Below are 17,139 nucleotides of genomic sequence, written 5' to 3'. Positions count from 1 at the left end.
ATACCTCGAGAGAACAAATTTCGAGAAAGTAAGCTTCGAGAATGTAAGCATTAAAATTTGTGACAACGATGTCATGACAAAAAAAACGGGACTCATAGGAGTCCCGTTTTTGTTTCTTTTTCTAACCTTAAGCGACGTTATCAATCGATTGGTCTGAGTACTGAGACTTTGCTGCAAGCTCCTCTGGAGAGAAGTCGTCAACGTTGATCGTGTACAGTCTATGTTCCTCGGCGCTAATCAGCAGGTCTGCCTCTTCTTGCGTTAAGATGCCTTTCTCTAGCCCTAATTGAGCCACAAGGTCTAGTCGTAAGAAAGCGCGCTTTTGGTGCGTTTCTTTGCAGACTTTGTCGAATAGCGGTTCAGCTTGAAGAATGACTTCTAGTGCTTTCTCTATCTTACCTACTGGGTTGTATTCGGTTGCTTCTAAATATTGACCACGGCCAATACGTGAACGTGTTTCGCTTGGCGTTTGGAGAATATGAGCAACTTGACTATCTAGTTTGTCGTTTGGTGCACGACGAATGCGACCGAATGGCATCAACACAACACGAAGTAAACGGCCAATCACAGGATTAGGGAAGTTCGCTAGGAACTCATCAATCGCAACTTCAGTCTGACGTAAACTATCTTGCATACCCCAATGTACTAACGGTAAATCTTCAGCGTGGCTGCCTTCACTTTCGAAGCGCTTAAGTGTTGCTGAACCTAGGTACAGTTGGCTTAGGATATCGCCTAATCTTGCTGATAGGCGCTCTCTGCGTTTCAGTGAACCACCCAAAACGGCCATTGAAATGTCAGAAAGTAGCGCTAAGTTGGCACTGTAGCGGTTCAATTTTTGGTAGTAGCGTTGAGTCTGTTTGTCCGCTTTATTAGATGGTGTTGGCGTGTCTGAGCCTCGACCATCAGTTAAACCAAACCACACACTGCGGACTAGGTTGCTCATCGTAAAGCTAACGTGTCCTGCTAACGCTGAATCAAACTTATCCAGTGCATCGCTGCTTTCAGAATAAGCGGCTTCCATTTCATTCAGTACGTAAGGATGACAACGAATTGCACCTTGACCATAGATGATCATCGAACGAGTTAGGATGTTGGCACCTTCCACGGTAATCGCGATTGGCGCGCCTTGGTAGCTACGAGCTAAGAAGTTTGATGGACCTAAGCAAATACCTTTACCACCGACGATATCCATCGCATCGATGATGCTGCGTTGGCCACGGTGAGTACAGTGGTACTTCACAATTGCTGAGATAACCGAAGGCTTTTCGCCAAGATCGATACCTGCAACCGTTAGGTTACTCGCTGCATCCATTACGTAGGCATTACCTGCTAGGCGTGCAAGCGGCTCTTCAACCCCTTCCATACGTCCAATAGGTTGTTTGAACTGGCGACGAATGCGAGCGTAAGCACCGGTTGCCAGCGCAGCCGATTTAATGCCGCCCGTTGAGTTTGAAGGCAGTGTGATACCACGACCAACAGATAGACACTCAACTAGCATACGCCAGCCTTGTCCTGCCATTTTCTGACCACCAATGATGAAATCGATAGGAACGAAGAGATCATCACCTTGGGTTGGGCCATTTTGGAACGGTACGTTAAGTGGGGAGTGACGATTACCAATCTTCACGCCTTTTAAATCTGTAGGGATAAGCGCACAAGTGATACCGAGCTCTTGCTTGTCACCAAGTAGGCCGTCTGGATCTCGTAATTTAAACGCAAGTCCCAATACTGTTGCGACAGGTGCAAGGGTAATGTAGCGCTTGTTCCAAGTGAGGCGCATACCTAGAACTTCTTCGCCTTGCCATTGACCTTTGCATACGATGCCGTAATCGGGGATTGAACCTGCATCTGAGCCTGCTTCTGGGCTAGTTAGGGCAAAACAAGGGATCTCTTTACCTTCCGCTAAGCGGGGTAGGTAGTGGTTTCTTTGCTCTTCTGTACCGTAGTGCTGCAATAGCTCACCGGGGCCTAACGAGTTAGGTACGCCAACGGTTGATGACAATACGCTAGAAACGCCCGTTAGCTTTTGTAGCACTAAAGATTGAGCGTAAGCTGAGAATTCTAAACCGCCATACTTTTTCTTGATGATCATTGCGAAGAATTTATGGTCTTTCAGGTATTGCCATACTTCTGGTGGCAAATCAGCCAGCTCATGCGTTACTTGGTAATCATTGACCATTTCACACACTGTATTTACTGGACCATCTAAAAATTCTTGCTCAGCTTCAGACAGCTTAGGGTCAGCGATGTTTTGAAGTTTCTTCCATTCAGGCTTGCCTTTGAACAGCTCTGCTTCCCACCACACAGTACCCGCTTCTAATGCTTCCTTTTCTGTCTGAGACATTGCAGGCAGTACTTTTTTAAACAAAGAAAGTGCTTTTTGACTGATGATAGTCTGACGAATTGCGGGTACAGCAAAAATCGCAATGGCTAAGAGATAGCAAAGCCAGCCAGTGACAGCAACGCCGCCAAACAGTGTTAATGCTACCATTGTGCCGGTTAATACGATTAATGCGCGTACTAGGCTAACTCTATGGTAAAGACAGACGCTTAAGACTGCTGTCATGCCGAGTAGGGAGAGCAATATGTTCATGATCGATTTCCTTTTCAGAGATCACTTATTGTTATTAAGTTTAGGTAAGAGGTCTAACCAGTCAAGTGTAAACAAAATATTAAATATTTGTAAAACTCCAAGGTGGGTAAAAAGTGATCTCAATAGAGTTAAAGTTCTAATTGTGAGAGGTTGGTGGCGAATATTTGGGCGGATCGGCAGTGATAGGCTAATAAAGGTGGCAATCTTTGGGCTTAAGTGTCGACACTATTTCATGTTTGTGGGTAAACTCAATGATAAAGCGGGGGAAACCCCCAGTTCTCATTTCGCGCACTTTAAGTTGCGTCAAAAAAATAAGAGATAAGCCTTATGTACCATGACCTAATCAAAAGTGAATTGAACGAAGCTGCTGACGTTCTTAACAAGTTCTTGAGTGATGACCATAACATTGCCCAAATTGAAGCTGCCGCAAAACTGATTGCAGATTCATTTAAGCAAGAGGGTAAAGTACTTTCTTGCGGTAACGGTGGCTCACACTGTGATGCGATGCACTTCGCGGAAGAGCTGACTGGCCGATACCGTGAAAATCGTCCAGGTTACGCTGGTATTGCGATTTCAGATCCTAGCCATCTGTCTTGTGTGAGTAATGACTTTGGCTACGATCACGTATTTTCTCGTTATGTAGAAGCGGTAGGTCGTAAGGGGGACGTGTTGTTTGGTTTATCGACTTCAGGTAACTCTGCCAACATTTTGAAAGCGATTGAAGCCGCTCAAGCTAAAGGCATGAAAACCATTGCGCTAACCGGTAAAGATGGCGGTAAAATGGCAGGTTGTGCCGATATCGAAATTCGAGTTCCACATTTTGGTTACGCTGACCGCATCCAAGAGATTCACATTAAGATCATCCACATTGTGATTCAGCTTGTTGAAAAAGAAATGGAATAATAGTTTTAAAGACATTTGGGGCCAACTTAGGCTCCATTGGTTTTGATAGGGAGTAGATTAAACCATGTGTGAATTGCTCGGTATGAGCGCGAATGTGCCAACTGATATTTGTTTTAGCTTTACTGGTCTTATGCAGCGTGGAGGCAATACCGGCCCGCACCGCGATGGCTGGGGTATTACTTTCTATGAAGGAAAGGGTTTCCGTACTTTTAAAGATCCTAACCCTAGTTGTGAATCCAAGATCGCTGAGTTGGTTCAAAACTACCCAATTAAAAGTCAAGCTGTTGTCAGTCATATCCGTCAAGCTAATCGTGGTGGCGTTAATCTAGAAAACACTCACCCTTTTACTCGTGAGCTTTGGGGACGATACTGGACCTTCGCTCATAATGGCCAATTAACGGATTACGATGATCTGGTTAGTGGTCGTTTCAGGCCTGTCGGTGAGACGGACAGTGAACTTTCTTTCTGTTGGTTAGTGAAACAATTAGAAGATCGTTTTCCTGAGCCTCCTCAAGACATGGAAGGTATGTTTCGCTTTGTCGCTGAGTGTTGTGATCAGCTAAGAGAGAAAGGCGTCTTCAACATGTTACTCAGTGATGGTGAGTACGTGATGACCTACTGTACCAATCATTTGTACTGGATAACAAGACGCGCGCCTTTTGGCAATGCGAGCCTGATTGATGAAGATGTTGAGATAAACTTCCAAGAAGAGACCACGCCGAATGATGTGGTCACGGTGGTAGCAACTCAGCCTCTAACATGCAATGAAGAGTGGTTTAGAATGAAGCCGGGCGAATACGCGTTGTTTCATTTTGGTGAGCTGATCGGCAATAACCATAAAGCCTTGGAAGATGTTGCTTATGCACCTAAAAAGGTTGCAAGCCAAGCACCAACTGAGCCATTGAGCTAAACGTTCCGAATAGTATCATTTTTGATCCGAACATAAGAAAGGCCGCTTACTGAACCAATAAGTCAATAAGCGGCCTTTTTATTTTCTGATTTTTAAGGGCTTGCTCTTTAATGATTTACTTTGCGAGAACAGCTATACGAATTACTCTTCTGCGTAACCGTGTTTGCCTAATATTTTACCGTCTAAGACAGCTTGCCCGTTTACCATCGATAAACGATCTTCGGCAAACCATTTACAGACCATAGGGTAAATGCAGTGTTCTTGGGTGAGCACTCGGCTTGCTAATATGTCGGCATCATCCCCTTCAAATACTGGCACCTTAGCTTGTAAGATTACAGGGCCACCATCGAGCTCTTCGGTAACAAAGTGGACGCTGGTGCCATGCTCTTTGTCTTTTGCATCAATAGCACGCTGGTGGGTGTGGAGCCCAGGATACTTAGGTAATAGAGAAGGGTGGATATTGATCATTTTCCCCGCGTAATGGCGGACAAAATCTGAACTCAGAATGCGCATGTAGCCAGCGAGTACAATCAGGTCGGGTTGGTAAGCATCGATCTGAACCATCAATTCATGATCAAACTCTTCACGCGAGTTAAATTCTTTTGGATTCACCGAGTGAGCGTCAACACCTGCTGATTTTGCGCGCTCTAGACCAAAAGCATCCGCTTTATTTGAGAAAACTGCCTTAACAGAGGCGTCAATCGTGTGGCTGTCACAGGCATCCAAAATAGCTTGTAAGTTGCTTCCGCTTCCTGAGACTAAAACGACGATGTTTTTCTTAGAGTGACTGTTATTCATAGAATGGCTGTTCTTCATAGAGTGGGTCATGCGATTGGTTAACTAAAGTATTTACAATTTACCTACATAAACTAAGGTTTTCTGCGGGCCAAATAGCAAAATGAGGACCAATAGGTCCTCATTTATTAACTAAGTAAGTGAACGTATCACTTATTTAATTTCAACTTGCTCTTCGCCAGCTTCAGCGTTTGCGATCTCACCGATAACCCAAGCGTTTTCGCCTTCAGCTTTCAGTAGTTCAACAGCAGCGTCTGCTTGTTCTTTAGGTAGAGCAACAATTAGGCCTACGCCACAGTTGAAAGTGCGGTACATTTCAAATGTCTCCACGTTTCCTTTCTCTTGTAGCCAGCTGAAAATAGCAGGCCATTCCCAGCTTTTTCCATCAATCACTGCTTTAGTGCCTTCAGGAAGTACGCGTGGGATGTTCTCCCAGAAACCACCACCAGTGATGTGCGAAATAGCATGAATGTCATGCTCTGCGATCATCTTAAGTGCCGATTTGATGTAAATCTTAGTAGGTTCTAGTAGGTGCTCACCGATAGTGCGACCTTCTAGTTCTTCATTCTTATCAGCACCAGAAACTTCTAGAACTTTACGAATCAAAGAGTAACCGTTTGAGTGTGGACCACTTGAGCCAACAGCGATAAGTGCGTCGCCTGCTGCTACTTTAGTGCCATCAATGATGTCAGCCTTTTCTACAACACCAACACAGAAGCCAGCAACGTCGTAGTCGTCGCCTTCGTACATGCCTGGCATTTCAGCTGTTTCGCCACCGATTAGTGCACAACCTGCTTGAACACAACCTTCAGCAATACCTGAAACAACGTCTGCTGCTGTATCTACATCTAGCTTACCTGTTGCGTAGTAGTCTAGGAAGAATAGCGGCTCACCACCTTGAACGATTAGATCGTTCACACACATTGCCACTAGGTCGATACCAATGGTGTCGTGTTTTTTCATATCCAAAGCAAGGCGAAGTTTAGTACCAACACCATCAGTACCTGAAACAAGTACTGGCTCTTTGTATTTCGTTGGAAGTTCACATAGGGCGCCAAAGCCACCAATACCGCCCATTACTTCAGGGCGACGAGTGCGTTTAACAGCACCTTTGATACGGTCTACTAGTGCATTACCTGCGTCGATATCAACACCAGCGTCTTTGTAGCTTAGAGAAGAAGTATTACCACTCACGGGATAGTCCTCGAACTTAAGTTGGATGTGAAAACGGCGCTATTCTAACAGGGCTTGATTACCAAGAGCAAACGTTTGCGCGGTTTTTTTTATTAGAATAAAGATTCTGAAATAACCCCACAGTTCGTGTATAATCTACAGGTTTGTTTAAATATTGCCGGAGTTGGAAATGAAAGTTGTTGAAGTGAAACACCCGCTAGTAAAACATAAAATTGGCCTGATGCGTGAAGGTGACATTAGCACTAAGCGTTTTCGTGAGCTAGCGACAGAAGTGGGTAGCCTTCTAACATACGAAGCGACATCAGATTTTGAAACTGAGCGTGTGACGATTAACGGTTGGAACGGTCCAGTAGAAGTTGACCAAATTAAAGGTAAAAAAGTAACTGTAGTGCCAATCCTACGTGCTGGTCTAGGCATGATGGACGGCGTTCTTGAGCACATCCCAAGTGCACGTATCAGCGTTGTGGGTATCTACCGTGACGAAGAAACGCTTGAGCCAGTACCATACTTCAACAAGCTTGCATCTAACATCGACGAGCGTATTGCTCTAGTGGTAGATCCAATGCTTGCGACGGGTGGTTCTATGATCGCAACTATCGACCTTATGAAAGAGAAAGGTTGTAAGCACTTTAAGATTCTTGTGCTTGTTGCTGCTCCTGAAGGTATCGCTGCTCTAGAAAAAGCGCACCCAGATGTTGAGCTGTACACGGCTGCAATCGATGAGAAGCTAAACGACAAGGGCTACATTGTTCCTGGTCTTGGCGATGCTGGTGATAAGATCTTCGGTACTAAGTAATTCAGTTTCGGTTTAAATTAATTCAAAGAGTTTTAAATTTAACTGAACCTGCTTAATTAGCCGTATAAATAAAAGGGAGAGCATTCGATGCTCTCCCTTTTTTGATTTTGTTAGGTTGTGATTTTTTTGAATCCAGCCTTACCAATAAATTAATCGATTTGAGCTTTGTCTACTACGGTGTTGTCGCCTAATTCTTCTGGAAGGACTAGGTTAAGTAGGATTGCCACAATGCCACATAAGCTTACGCCCTGTAGGCTAAAGTCACCGATGCCAAATGCCATGCCGCCAATACCGAAGACTAACGTAATACCCACAATCACAAGGTTGCGTGATTTATGTAGGTCTACTTTATTCTGAATTAGAGTATTCAAGCCTACCGTCGCGATTGAACCAAACAGTAGAATCATGATGCCGCCCATCACAGGAACAGGAATCGTTTGAAGTAGCGCGCCTAGCTTACCGACCAATGCAAGAACAATTGCTGTTACCGCAGCCCAAGTCATGATCACTGGGTTGAATGCTTTGGTCAGCATTACTGCACCTGTTACTTCACTGTAGGTTGTGTTTGGTGGTGCGCCCAGCATAGAAGCTGCAATCGTCGCCACACCGTCACCTGTGATCGTGCGGTGTAGACCTGGTTTCTTAAGGTAGTCTTTGCCGGTAACGTTCGAGATAGCAAGCATGTCGCCCACGTGCTCAACAGCAGGTGCAATTGCCACAAACACCATAAAGAAGATAGCGTTGATGTTGAATTCTGGTGCAGTGAAGTTTGGTAGTGCTAACCAAGCTGCTTGAGCTACGGGGGTAAAATCAACTACGCCGTATACCAAGCTCGTTACGTAACCCGCTACAATGCCACCAAAGATAGGCAATAATTTAAGGAAGCCTTTCGAGAAAACACTGATGACAATCGTCACTAGCAATGAAATAGACGAGATCCATAACGCGGCGTCTGCATCGATAAGTTGAACCGCACCATCGCCGGTTTTACCTAGCGCCATGTTTACTGCAACAGGCGCAAGACCTAAGCCGATAACCATGATCACAGGGCCAACCACCACGGGTGGAAGCAGTTTATGGATGAAGGCTACGCCACGCACTTTAATCAACGCGCCCATTAAGACATACACAACACCTGCTGCCATTAGGCCGCCCATGGTTGCACCAACACCCCAAGTTTGAATACCAAACATGATAGGCGCGATGAATGCAAAAGAAGACGCTAAGAAGATTGGCACTGAACGGCGTGTAATAAGTTGGAATAAAAGGGTACCGATACCCGCGCCAAAGAGTGCAACGTTGGGATCAAGTCCTGTTAGTAGCGGCACGAGTACAAGCGCACCAAACGCTACAAACAGCATTTGCGCACCTTGCAGAGCATTTTTCATGTTATGTCCTTAAAAATGGTCGTTATATGAAAAGTGAAAAATAAAATTCGCGGGATTCTATCACTTAGCAATCGATTGCCACACCAAATAGATCAAATTTATTTATCTTAGTTATGTTTTATATCCATCCTCGCCTGAAAAACTCAGTTTATAAGTGAGCGATTTATCATGGCCAGGTGATATTTTAAGGTTATTAAACACAGTGGGCGCTATCGACCTTGCCCCTCAATCCATAGTTGCTTATCATCTAGGCACAAGATTTGAATATTAGGATCAGTATGCGCTATATAGCATTGTTGTTGATGGGACTATTAGCCTCTCCGAGTTATGCCTTAACTCAAGTAGATATTTTTAGTGCTGAAGTTGCGATTAACGCTGAAAACAAACAGCCAGAACAAGTGGCAAGAAATACCGGCATGGAGCAGGTTTTGATACGTGCGACTGGCCAAACCGATGTCGCTTCGAATGAGACGATTCAAAAGGCGATGCGTAAAAGTTCGCAGTACATGTCTCAAATGAGTTTTGGCGAAAGCAATGACCAATCAACATTGCGTATGCGTTTTAACGGTGCTCAAATCCGTTCTCTATTGACGCAAGCACAGTTGCCGTACTGGCCTGACACGCGTTCAAACATCCTTGTTTGGCTGGTGGAAGAACAGAACTACGACAAGAATATTGTGTGGGAACACTCCAACTCACAATTAGCGGCAGGTTTACAAGCCAACGCAAAAGAGCGCGGTTTGCCTCTAACGCTACCTGTGGGTGATTTTGATGACATTACGGGTATTGCGACTTCTGATCTTTGGGGTAGCTTTGTTACACCAATCAGTAAAGCGAGTCAGCGTTACCCGGTTGATGCTGTTCTTGTGATAAAAGCTCAATCTTCAGGTCTACGTTGGACTCTATACGATCAAAAGCCAAACCAATTGACGAGCGCACCAAAATCGCCAGTCAGTGGTTCGCTATCGGGCAACAGCGCGACGACTTCTAAGAAACTTGTCGACCAAATCAGTAACTACTACGCAGGTAAAAGTGCGGTTACAGTAGCAAGTGAATCATCAGAGTCGATTTTAACGCAATTTATTAGCCTGAATAACGCACAAGACTTCTTCCAATTGGAGAATGCACTTAAGCGTTTAAACTCGGTGGCAAGCTTAGATATTCTGAAAATTCAGAATAACGAAGTAACTTTCCGAATTCACTTATTGTCGACTCAACAAGAGTTTGAGCAAGAAGTGGAAAGCATTCGCCAAGTCGCAAAGGTTGAAGAATCTTACATTGAACCTGAAGTGAGCCCTGAATTTGAAACGCAAGACAACGCCATGTCTGTAGGCGATGATTCAGCAGCTGTTACTGATACGACCCTGAACGATGGCGCAGAAGCGACGGTTAACGAAGCAGACCCAAGTGTTCAAGTCATCAAAGTTAGTGAGTTATCAACTGAAGCGGATGCTGAGCTAACAAATACGTCTGGCTCGGAAGAGCTAACAGTTGTTGCGCCAGTACATGCTAAGCCAAGCCTAGTATACGAATGGGTTCGCTAGTGATTGTCTTCTGACATGACCGATTGAAATGAATTCATGAAAAAAGCCCTGCAAGAGAAATCTCGCAGGGCTTTTTGTTTGTTGTCACTTTTTTCTATTGATACTAGGTCAGGACAACCTAATTCAGGTTACTGCTCGAACTTAGCTTTCTCGGTCTTTTCTACTTCAGAAAGGCGCTTAAGTTTGATGCCTAATTCTTTGGCTCTAAAGCGAGTAAATAAGATATTGCCCGCGAAGCCTAGAGTCGTCAGAAGCAGTTCTACAGCTGCTAATAAGCGCTCGCCACCGTCTACATACAAAATAGTTAATGCGTGTAGGAAGTAGAGCATTAAGACAAAGTTCGCCCAAGCATGCGTATAAGGTTTACCTGCTAGAATGCCCGGTAATGGGAGTAACAGCGGTATAGCCCAAGCGATCGCAAGCGTTACATTACTTAGATGAGGATGCGGCGAAAGTGTCATCTGCCAAGCAATCACCCAGAATAAAAGCGACAAGTTGCCCGCTAGAGCAAGGTAGCGGAATAGCTTGGTTGTGGGAGACATCGCCTTCTCTGGCATATACATCATTGAGAAATTCCCTTCTGGTTTATTGCGATGCGCGCTAGGCGTTTGCCTAGGTTTTGCGCCAACTCAATTTCATCTTTGCTTAATGAAGCGCTCTCTCCGGTACTACTCGCACCATAGGGTGTGCCACCAGTTTGAGTGGTATGCAGCGCAGGTTCTGAGTAGGGGATGCCCACCACTAACATGCCATGGTGAAGCAGTGGCAACATCATACTTTGTTGTGTGGTCTCTTGCCCGCCATGCAATGATGAAGAAGAGGTAAACACGCAAGCTGGTTTATCGATCAGATCGCCATTTATCCACAGTGATGTTGTGCTGTCCCAAAAGTGCTTCATAGGTCCAGCCATGTTGCCAAACCAAACCGGACTGCCTAGTGCTAAACCATCGCAAGAACGGAGCTCTTGCAATGTCGCGATAGGATCGGTTGGCTGATAACGCGAATCAGGCTGCTCTTCTGCTGTGTATACTTCGTTCACGGTTCTTAACATGGCTTCGCAGTTAGGGATAGATTCAACCCCTCGTGCAATTTGCCTTGCTAGCGCTCGTGTGTTGCCGTGGCGGCTGTAGTAGAGAACAAGAATGTTGATGCTCATATCGGCTTACAGAATCTCTAGCACTTGCTCTGGTGGACGACCAATCTTTGCTTTGTTGTTCGCAACAACAACAGGGCGCTCAAACAGTTTTGGATTTGTCGCCATTGCTGAGAATAGATCTTCATCGGTAACCGATGCATCGCCAAGATTAGCCTCTTTGTAATCCGCTTCTTTGGTGCGCATCATTTCGCGAACACTGTCAAAACCAAGCTGCGTGAAAAGCACTTTAAGTTGCTCGATGGTTAAAGGTGTGTCTAGGTATTTGATAACCTCTGGCTGTACGCCGTTCGCTTCAAGCAGTTCGAGAGTTTGACGGCTCTTTGAGCAACGTGGGTTATGATAAATCACGACAGACATGGTTCTTCCTCATTATTATTTTTGATTTAGTTGTTCAGTTGAAACCACCTGAGTAGCTTCTTTATTATGTAACGTTGAGCTTTCTTTTTTTCTGACAACGAACCGCTGCCAATAAATACACTTACTGTAACGACAAGAAGCGTTCACGCTGAATCATTAGTTGATCAATTCGGGCGTCGTAACGTGCTTGTTTTAGGCTGCCGAGCTCTGCGATTTGGCTAGCCTGCGTATAGTACTGAATCGCTTTGTTCCAGTTGGCTTGCAGTGCCAAGATCTCTGCACGAGCAGCCAGTTCTTCGTCGCTATTACCCAGGCTTGTATTTACTTTTGAAAGTAGGTGCCAGCCGTTGGTGTCGTTCGGGTTATCGTGTGTGTAACGTTGCAACACGCGAACGGCTTCCTGTAGGTCTTCATTTTCAATCAGCGCATTGGCGTAGTTAATGGTTAGAACCGGGTTGTTTGGTTGGCGAACCAGTGCTGATTCGAGTTCTTTAATCGCAATCTCAGGCTTTTTCTGTTCAATGTGTAGATCCGAAATGGCATCTAGATAAAACAGGTTGGTTGGGTCGCTGTTGATGAGCTTGGTCAGAATCGGCTCAGCTTTGTCTAATTTTTTAGAATCTAAGTAAACCAATGCTTGGCCATACTCTAATGATGGAACCAAGGCTTTTGGTGCTTTCTTCAGCTTACGTTCAAACCAATCTAGAGCGGCATCATTATTAATGCCCGCATAGCGCGCGACAATGCGAGCTCTTGCTAGATGGTAATCCAGTGATGGAGCCAGTTTAAGTGGCGGATAGCTGCGAGCGCGAGCGCGAGAATCGGTGATTCGATCTTCTGGTAATGGGTGAGTCAGCAGCATTGGGGGTGGTGTGCTTGCATAGCGGTATTCATCAGCCAACCGACCGAAGAAACGCGGCATCGCATTCACATCGAACCCTGCTTTCGCCAGTGTATTGATACCAAAGCGGTCAGCTTCTTTTTCATTACTACGGGTGTAGTTGATCTGGCTCTGCATGTTACCAGCGGTTGTGGCAGTTAGAGCTGCGATACCTGCTTCAGGTGCTGCAATGGCCAATAATACAGAGGCTGCTAGCGCTGCGATGGTTGCTGGAGAACGACGAGCTTGATCTTCCATACTACGCGCTAAGTGACGTTGGGTAACGTGCGCGATTTCGTGCGCCAATACTGAAGCCAACTCACTTTCAGATTGTGCATGCAGGAACAGACCTGAGTGCAAAGCAACATAACCACCAAAGAATGCAAAGGCGTTGATGTTGCGGTCACGGATCATAAAGAACTGAAAAGGGGTCTTTACATCATTCGCGTTCGCGACAAGGCGATGGCCGAGTGTATCGATATATTGGTTTAGAACAGGGTCGTTGACGATGGGCTGGCTGCTTCTGATGATGCGCATGTAGGCATCACCATAGATAAGTTCTTGGTCGATAGTGAGGGTGCCGCCAGCAGCGGTGCCGATATCCGGTAGCTCCAAACCATTGGTATTCGCCAAAGTTGGGGTGCTTAATGTGGCTGCGATGCATAAGCAAGCAATTGAACGAGCGCGTTTAAACATATTAGTCAGTAATACTCCGTTTCTTCTGACAGTAAGACAAGAGCAATGCAAATTGGTTCTTTATCTGATTTAACCTTTACTAAGTGCGTGCGCTATCATTAAGGAAGATGAATGAATGATGGCGCGTTTTCAAAAACAGATTACAATACGACCCTTATAATAAGCATCGAGCCCAAGAATGACACCTAATATTCTAGATTTACGCCAAGAGCGATGTCCAATGGCTTTATTATTAGCCAAGCGTCACAGTGTAAAGTTAGAAGTAGGACAGTCATTGTCAATTTATGTCTCTGATAACAGCTCGATGAAAGATATTGTTACTTTTTTGTCTAAGCAAGCCTATGACGTCATCGCTGAGGTTTGCTCTAATTACCATCATATCCTCGTCACTAAAAAGGAATTGCAGTCAGATGCTTGAAATGGTCAATCGTTGGTATAAACGACGTTTCTCTGATCCCCATGCTGTCAGTTTGGTTGCCATCATTCTATTCGGCTTTATTACGATCTACTTCTTTGGTCATCTCATCGCGCCATTGTTGGTGGCTATTGTGTTGGCTTACTTACTTGAGTGGCCGGTTACCCAACTTCAAAGACTCGGTGTTCCAAGAACCCCTTCAGTGATGTTGGTGATCTTAATGTTCTTTAGCGTGATGCTATTGGCGATATTTGGTTTGGTACCGACCATTTGGGAGCAAGTGGGTAATCTCATCAATGATATTCCAAGCATGTATGGCGGCTTACAGAAGTTCATCGCGACGATTCCTGAGCGCTATCCTGAGTTAGCAAACTTGCAGATCGTTGAATCGATTGTGTCTAACGCGAAAAATAAAGCATTGGGCTTTGGTGAAAGTGTTGTTAAAGGTTCTTTAGCTTCTCTTGTGAGCTTGGCTACGCTTGCGGTTTACTTGATTCTTGTGCCGCTGCTTATCTTCTTCTTACTAAAAGATAAAGAAGAGATGATTAGCATGGCGAGTGGCGTGCTACCGAAAAATCGTCGTCTAGCGACCAAGGTTTGGGTTGAGATGAACCAACAAATCTCGAACTACATTCGCGGCAAGGTGCTTGAGATCTTGATCGTCGGTGGTGTCAGCTATGTGACCTTTGCGATTCTAGATTTGCGTTATTCAGCTCTGTTGGCTGTCGCGGTCGGCTTCTCGGTACTGATTCCTTATATCGGTGCGGCAGCTGTGACCGTTCCAGTTGCGATTGTTGGCCTGTTCCAGTGGGGATTAGAGCCTCAATTTTACTGGCTGCTTCTTGCTTACGGTATTATCCAAGCACTAGATGGCAACGTGCTCGTTCCTGTTCTGTTCTCTGAAGCCGTGAACCTACACCCAGTAGCGATTATTGTAGCGGTATTAGTGTTTGGCGGATTGTGGGGATTCTGGGGCGTGTTCTTCGCTATCCCGCTTGCTACGCTGGTAAAAGCGGTTTGGAATGCTTTACCGAGTCATGCTCTCGACGATGACCCTGAGCATCAATCGTAATTGAAGAACAATACAGTTGAGTAAGTATTAAAAAGGCCGAATATCCATGATATTCGGCCTTTTTGTATTTGGCTTAGTCAATTGTTAACTTAGATCATCTAGGTATGAAATTAGGTCATTAATTCACTAGAAACAACATTAAGCTTCTGGATTGAAGTAGTCTAGAACCACTTCGTGGTGAGTTTTAGTCTTGAACTTGTTGAAGACGTGTTCAATCTGGCCTTCTTCATCAATTAGGAAGCTAATACGGTGCAGACCGTCGTACACTTTACCCATGAATTTCTTCTCGCCCCAAACGCCAAACTGTTCAGCAACGCTGTGGTCTTCATCAGATAGCAGTGTGAAGTTTAGAGATTTCTTCTCGACGAAATTTGGTAGGCGTTTTACTGGATCAACACTCACACCTAGAACAACCACATTTAGGTCATCAAGTTGTGCTTTGATATCACGCAGGCCTTCAGCTTGCACAATACAACCTGGAGTCATTGCTTTTGGGTAAAAATAGAACAGGACTTTTTTACCTTTGAAGTCACCAAGAGATACGATATTGCCATCTTGATCAGGAAGAGAAAAAGCAGGTGCTGGAACACCAGCCGTTAGCGTATTCATGATATTTCCTTTTTAAAAACTGTTTTTGATAAAGTTGAGCGAGCCTTGTACGGATAGGCTCTGACACAGCGCGTCAAATTCTTCTTGTAGCTGCATCAAATTACATTCTGATTGCACAGAAGCGGTAATAGAGATATGGAATTGGTCGTTATCGAGCTGAACTTTAGATTTATTGATGGTTCGCGCACTTAACGAATCGAGGCCGATGTTTCGGTCTGCGAAGAACTGGGTAAACTGCTCGGTAAGGCCGATTTTATCGTCTGACTCAACGAACACCTCTACGGTGTAAGAGTTCTCAATAACATCATGAGTTGAGGTTCGCTTCATAATCGTAATCAAGTCGTGCTCTTGTCCAAGCAAGGGCAGGGTGGTTTCAACGCGGGTGATGTTGTTTGCCTTTCCAGACAGCAGCATGATAAGCGTAAATTCTTCGCCAAATAGAGCGATACGGCTATCAATAATGTTACAGCCTGATTGGGTGACTAAATGAACCACTTGGTTGCATACACCTGGGCGATCTGTGCCCACAGCTGTGATTACTAGATGTTGAGTCATAAAATCACGTCTCTTTATATTCCATTGATTCATGCATGTTAGCACAGTTAGCTTGTGGAATAAGCGTGCGTACGGGGCTTTTTATGAGGTACCTTGCTTCTAACATGCAACCAATGATAAGAATATTGAGAGCGTTAAAAAATGAGATTGAGCGGTGAGAGCACAGCTTACTTGTTACTGACATCCAGTGCTGTGCTATCCGCTAGATTGAGCGCAGGTTACCCAAATTCTCGGTAGAACGCCGTTAGAAGTCGTTTTACCTCAAACATACGACAATATTTAATGCAGATGTTGCCGGTAAGCCACTTTAATGTCTTGTGTTTATTGATTGGCTTACAGTAACATGCAAAAAGAATAAATTAAGGGAGATAGACATGTTTTCAGGAAGTATCGTTGCGCTAGTTACGCCATTTAATACAGATGGTGAAGTGGATTTCGACAGCCTTAAAAAGTTAGTTGAGCACCATGTTGCTGCAGGTAGTGATGGTCTGGTTGCGGTTGGCACAACAGGTGAGTCTTCAACACTCACTATTGAAGAGCATGTCAAAGTCGTCAATAAGATCGTTGAATTTGCTGATGGTCGTATTCCCGTTATCGCTGGTACAGGTGCAAATGCAACTCACGAATCTGTTCTATTCAGCCGTTTGCTGAATGGTTCTGGTATTGCTGGTTGCCTGAGCGTAACGCCTTACTACAACAAACCGACTCAAGAAGGTTTGTACCAACACTACAAAGCGATTGCTGAAGTCAGTGACGTTCCACAAATCCTATACAATGTACCGGGTCGTACTGCGGTAGACTTGTTACCTGAAACGGTTGCTCGCCTTGCTGAGATCGAAAACATCGTTGCACTTAAAGATGCGACGGGTGATCTCGACAGAATTGCAATTCACCGTGAACTTTGTGGCGAAGATTTTATCTTACTAAGTGGTGATGACTTAACAGGTCTAGAATTTGTTAAGCGTGGTGGCGATGGCGTGATCTCTGTAACAAACAATGTTGCAGCCGCTGATATGGCAACCATGTTCAAGTTAGCGAAAGAAGGCAAGTTTGAAGAAGCAGAAGCGATCAATGAGCGTTTGATGCCTCTACATAAGAATTTGTTCGTTGAGTCCAACCCTATTCCCGTAAAATGGGCGGTTCATAAAATGGGTCTGATTGCTGAAGGTGGCTTACGTCTACCGTTGACTGAATTGTCAAAGTCAGCTCAACCCGTTGTTGCTCAAGCAATGACTGAAGCGTGCATTTACTAAAAACGTATGAAGTGATGCCGAAG

Annotated in this window: 17 protein-coding genes; 7 read left to right on the top strand and 10 right to left on the bottom strand. The window is 44.9% G+C overall.

The window, feature by feature from the left end; all coding sequences use genetic code 11:
* Positions 1–127: 127 nt before the first annotated feature.
* A complete protein-coding gene (fadE, locus tag AC3CH4_RS11475) occupies positions 128–2,593 on the bottom strand; it encodes an acyl-CoA dehydrogenase FadE (RefSeq protein WP_488542973.1) in 2,466 nt (821 codons plus the stop codon).
* A gap of 327 nt (positions 2,594–2,920) precedes the next feature.
* Between fadE and lpcA the strand changes: the two genes are divergently transcribed.
* Together lpcA and AC3CH4_RS11465 are read left to right on the top strand one after the other, a co-directional pair.
* Positions 2,921–3,496, top strand: a complete 576-nt coding sequence (gene lpcA / locus AC3CH4_RS11470; RefSeq protein ID WP_004734322.1) for a D-sedoheptulose 7-phosphate isomerase — start codon at positions 2,921–2,923, stop codon at positions 3,494–3,496.
* 64 nt (positions 3,497–3,560) lie between these two features.
* Positions 3,561–4,406: a class II glutamine amidotransferase gene (locus AC3CH4_RS11465; protein WP_017079424.1), complete on the top strand. Its 846-nt coding sequence runs from the start codon at positions 3,561–3,563 to the stop codon at positions 4,404–4,406.
* Positions 4,407–4,547: 141 nt separating this feature from the next.
* Here the strand turns inward: AC3CH4_RS11465 and purN are convergent, their stop codons facing one another.
* Both purN and purM read right to left on the bottom strand, forming a co-directional pair.
* Entirely contained in the window at positions 4,548–5,234 is a 687-nt protein-coding gene (gene purN, locus AC3CH4_RS11460; protein WP_488542972.1) for a phosphoribosylglycinamide formyltransferase, read from the bottom strand.
* A 120-nt stretch (positions 5,235–5,354) separates the two neighbouring features.
* The gene (gene purM, locus AC3CH4_RS11455) at positions 5,355–6,395 is read right to left on the bottom strand and encodes a phosphoribosylformylglycinamidine cyclo-ligase (RefSeq protein ID WP_488542971.1); all 1,041 of its coding nucleotides are present in this window, start codon (positions 6,393–6,395) and stop codon (positions 5,355–5,357) included.
* A 169-nt stretch (positions 6,396–6,564) separates the two neighbouring features.
* Here purM and upp point away from each other — a divergent pair, with 169 nt between their 5' ends.
* Positions 6,565–7,191, top strand: a complete 627-nt coding sequence (upp, locus tag AC3CH4_RS11450; protein ID WP_004734318.1) for a uracil phosphoribosyltransferase — start codon at positions 6,565–6,567, stop codon at positions 7,189–7,191.
* 149 nt (positions 7,192–7,340) lie between these two features.
* On the opposite strand, the gene AC3CH4_RS11445 is transcribed toward upp, so the two are convergent.
* Positions 7,341–8,579, bottom strand: coding sequence for a uracil-xanthine permease family protein (locus AC3CH4_RS11445; protein ID WP_004734317.1), 1,239 nt, complete (start codon positions 8,577–8,579; stop codon positions 7,341–7,343).
* A gap of 278 nt (positions 8,580–8,857) precedes the next feature.
* Between AC3CH4_RS11445 and AC3CH4_RS11440 the strand changes: the two genes are divergently transcribed.
* Entirely contained in the window at positions 8,858–10,123 is a 1,266-nt protein-coding gene (locus AC3CH4_RS11440; RefSeq protein ID WP_488542970.1) for a DUF2066 domain-containing protein, read from the top strand.
* 128 nt (positions 10,124–10,251) lie between these two features.
* On the opposite strand, the gene AC3CH4_RS11435 is transcribed toward AC3CH4_RS11440, so the two are convergent.
* From AC3CH4_RS11435 to bepA, 4 genes are all read right to left on the bottom strand, one after another.
* Positions 10,252–10,689 carry a DUF2069 domain-containing protein gene (locus tag AC3CH4_RS11435; RefSeq protein ID WP_004734315.1) on the bottom strand — a complete coding sequence of 146 codons (438 nt, stop codon included), beginning with the start codon at positions 10,687–10,689 and terminating at the stop codon, positions 10,252–10,254.
* On the bottom strand, positions 10,686–11,279 hold the full coding sequence (gene wrbA, locus AC3CH4_RS11430) for an NAD(P)H:quinone oxidoreductase (protein ID WP_171308059.1): 594 nt from the start codon (positions 11,277–11,279) through the stop codon (positions 10,686–10,688). The genes AC3CH4_RS11435 and wrbA overlap by 4 nt, the downstream gene beginning before the upstream one ends.
* A 6-nt stretch (positions 11,280–11,285) precedes the next feature.
* Positions 11,286–11,636 carry an arsenate reductase (glutaredoxin) gene (gene arsC, locus AC3CH4_RS11425; protein WP_017086244.1) on the bottom strand — a complete coding sequence of 117 codons (351 nt, stop codon included), beginning with the start codon at positions 11,634–11,636 and terminating at the stop codon, positions 11,286–11,288.
* A gap of 121 nt (positions 11,637–11,757) precedes the next feature.
* On the bottom strand, positions 11,758–13,212 hold the full coding sequence (gene bepA / locus AC3CH4_RS11420) for a beta-barrel assembly-enhancing protease (RefSeq protein ID WP_054547616.1): 1,455 nt from the start codon (positions 13,210–13,212) through the stop codon (positions 11,758–11,760).
* Positions 13,213–13,390: 178 nt separating this feature from the next.
* Here bepA and AC3CH4_RS11415 point away from each other — a divergent pair, with 178 nt between their 5' ends.
* Positions 13,391–13,630: a sulfurtransferase TusA family protein gene (locus tag AC3CH4_RS11415; protein ID WP_017107216.1), complete on the top strand. Its 240-nt coding sequence runs from the start codon at positions 13,391–13,393 to the stop codon at positions 13,628–13,630.
* On the top strand, positions 13,623–14,699 hold the full coding sequence (locus tag AC3CH4_RS11410; RefSeq protein ID WP_054547617.1) for an AI-2E family transporter: 1,077 nt from the start codon (positions 13,623–13,625) through the stop codon (positions 14,697–14,699). Before AC3CH4_RS11415 ends, AC3CH4_RS11410 begins: the two co-directional genes overlap by 8 nt.
* Positions 14,700–14,837: 138 nt before the next feature.
* Here the strand turns inward: AC3CH4_RS11410 and bcp are convergent, their stop codons facing one another.
* Positions 14,838–15,308, bottom strand: coding sequence for a thioredoxin-dependent thiol peroxidase (bcp, locus tag AC3CH4_RS11405; protein ID WP_017079430.1), 471 nt, complete (start codon positions 15,306–15,308; stop codon positions 14,838–14,840).
* A gap of 12 nt (positions 15,309–15,320) precedes the next feature.
* A complete protein-coding gene (locus AC3CH4_RS11400) occupies positions 15,321–15,863 on the bottom strand; it encodes a glycine cleavage system transcriptional repressor (RefSeq protein WP_017079431.1) in 543 nt (180 codons plus the stop codon).
* A gap of 374 nt (positions 15,864–16,237) precedes the next feature.
* Between AC3CH4_RS11400 and dapA the strand changes: the two genes are divergently transcribed.
* Positions 16,238–17,116, top strand: coding sequence for a 4-hydroxy-tetrahydrodipicolinate synthase (dapA, locus tag AC3CH4_RS11395; protein ID WP_488542969.1), 879 nt, complete (start codon positions 16,238–16,240; stop codon positions 17,114–17,116).
* Positions 17,117–17,139: the final 23 nt, after the last annotated feature.

The organism is Vibrio sp. QJM3NY_26, from assembly GCF_057786005.1.
This window is presented reverse-complemented; position numbering and strand designations above follow the sequence as displayed.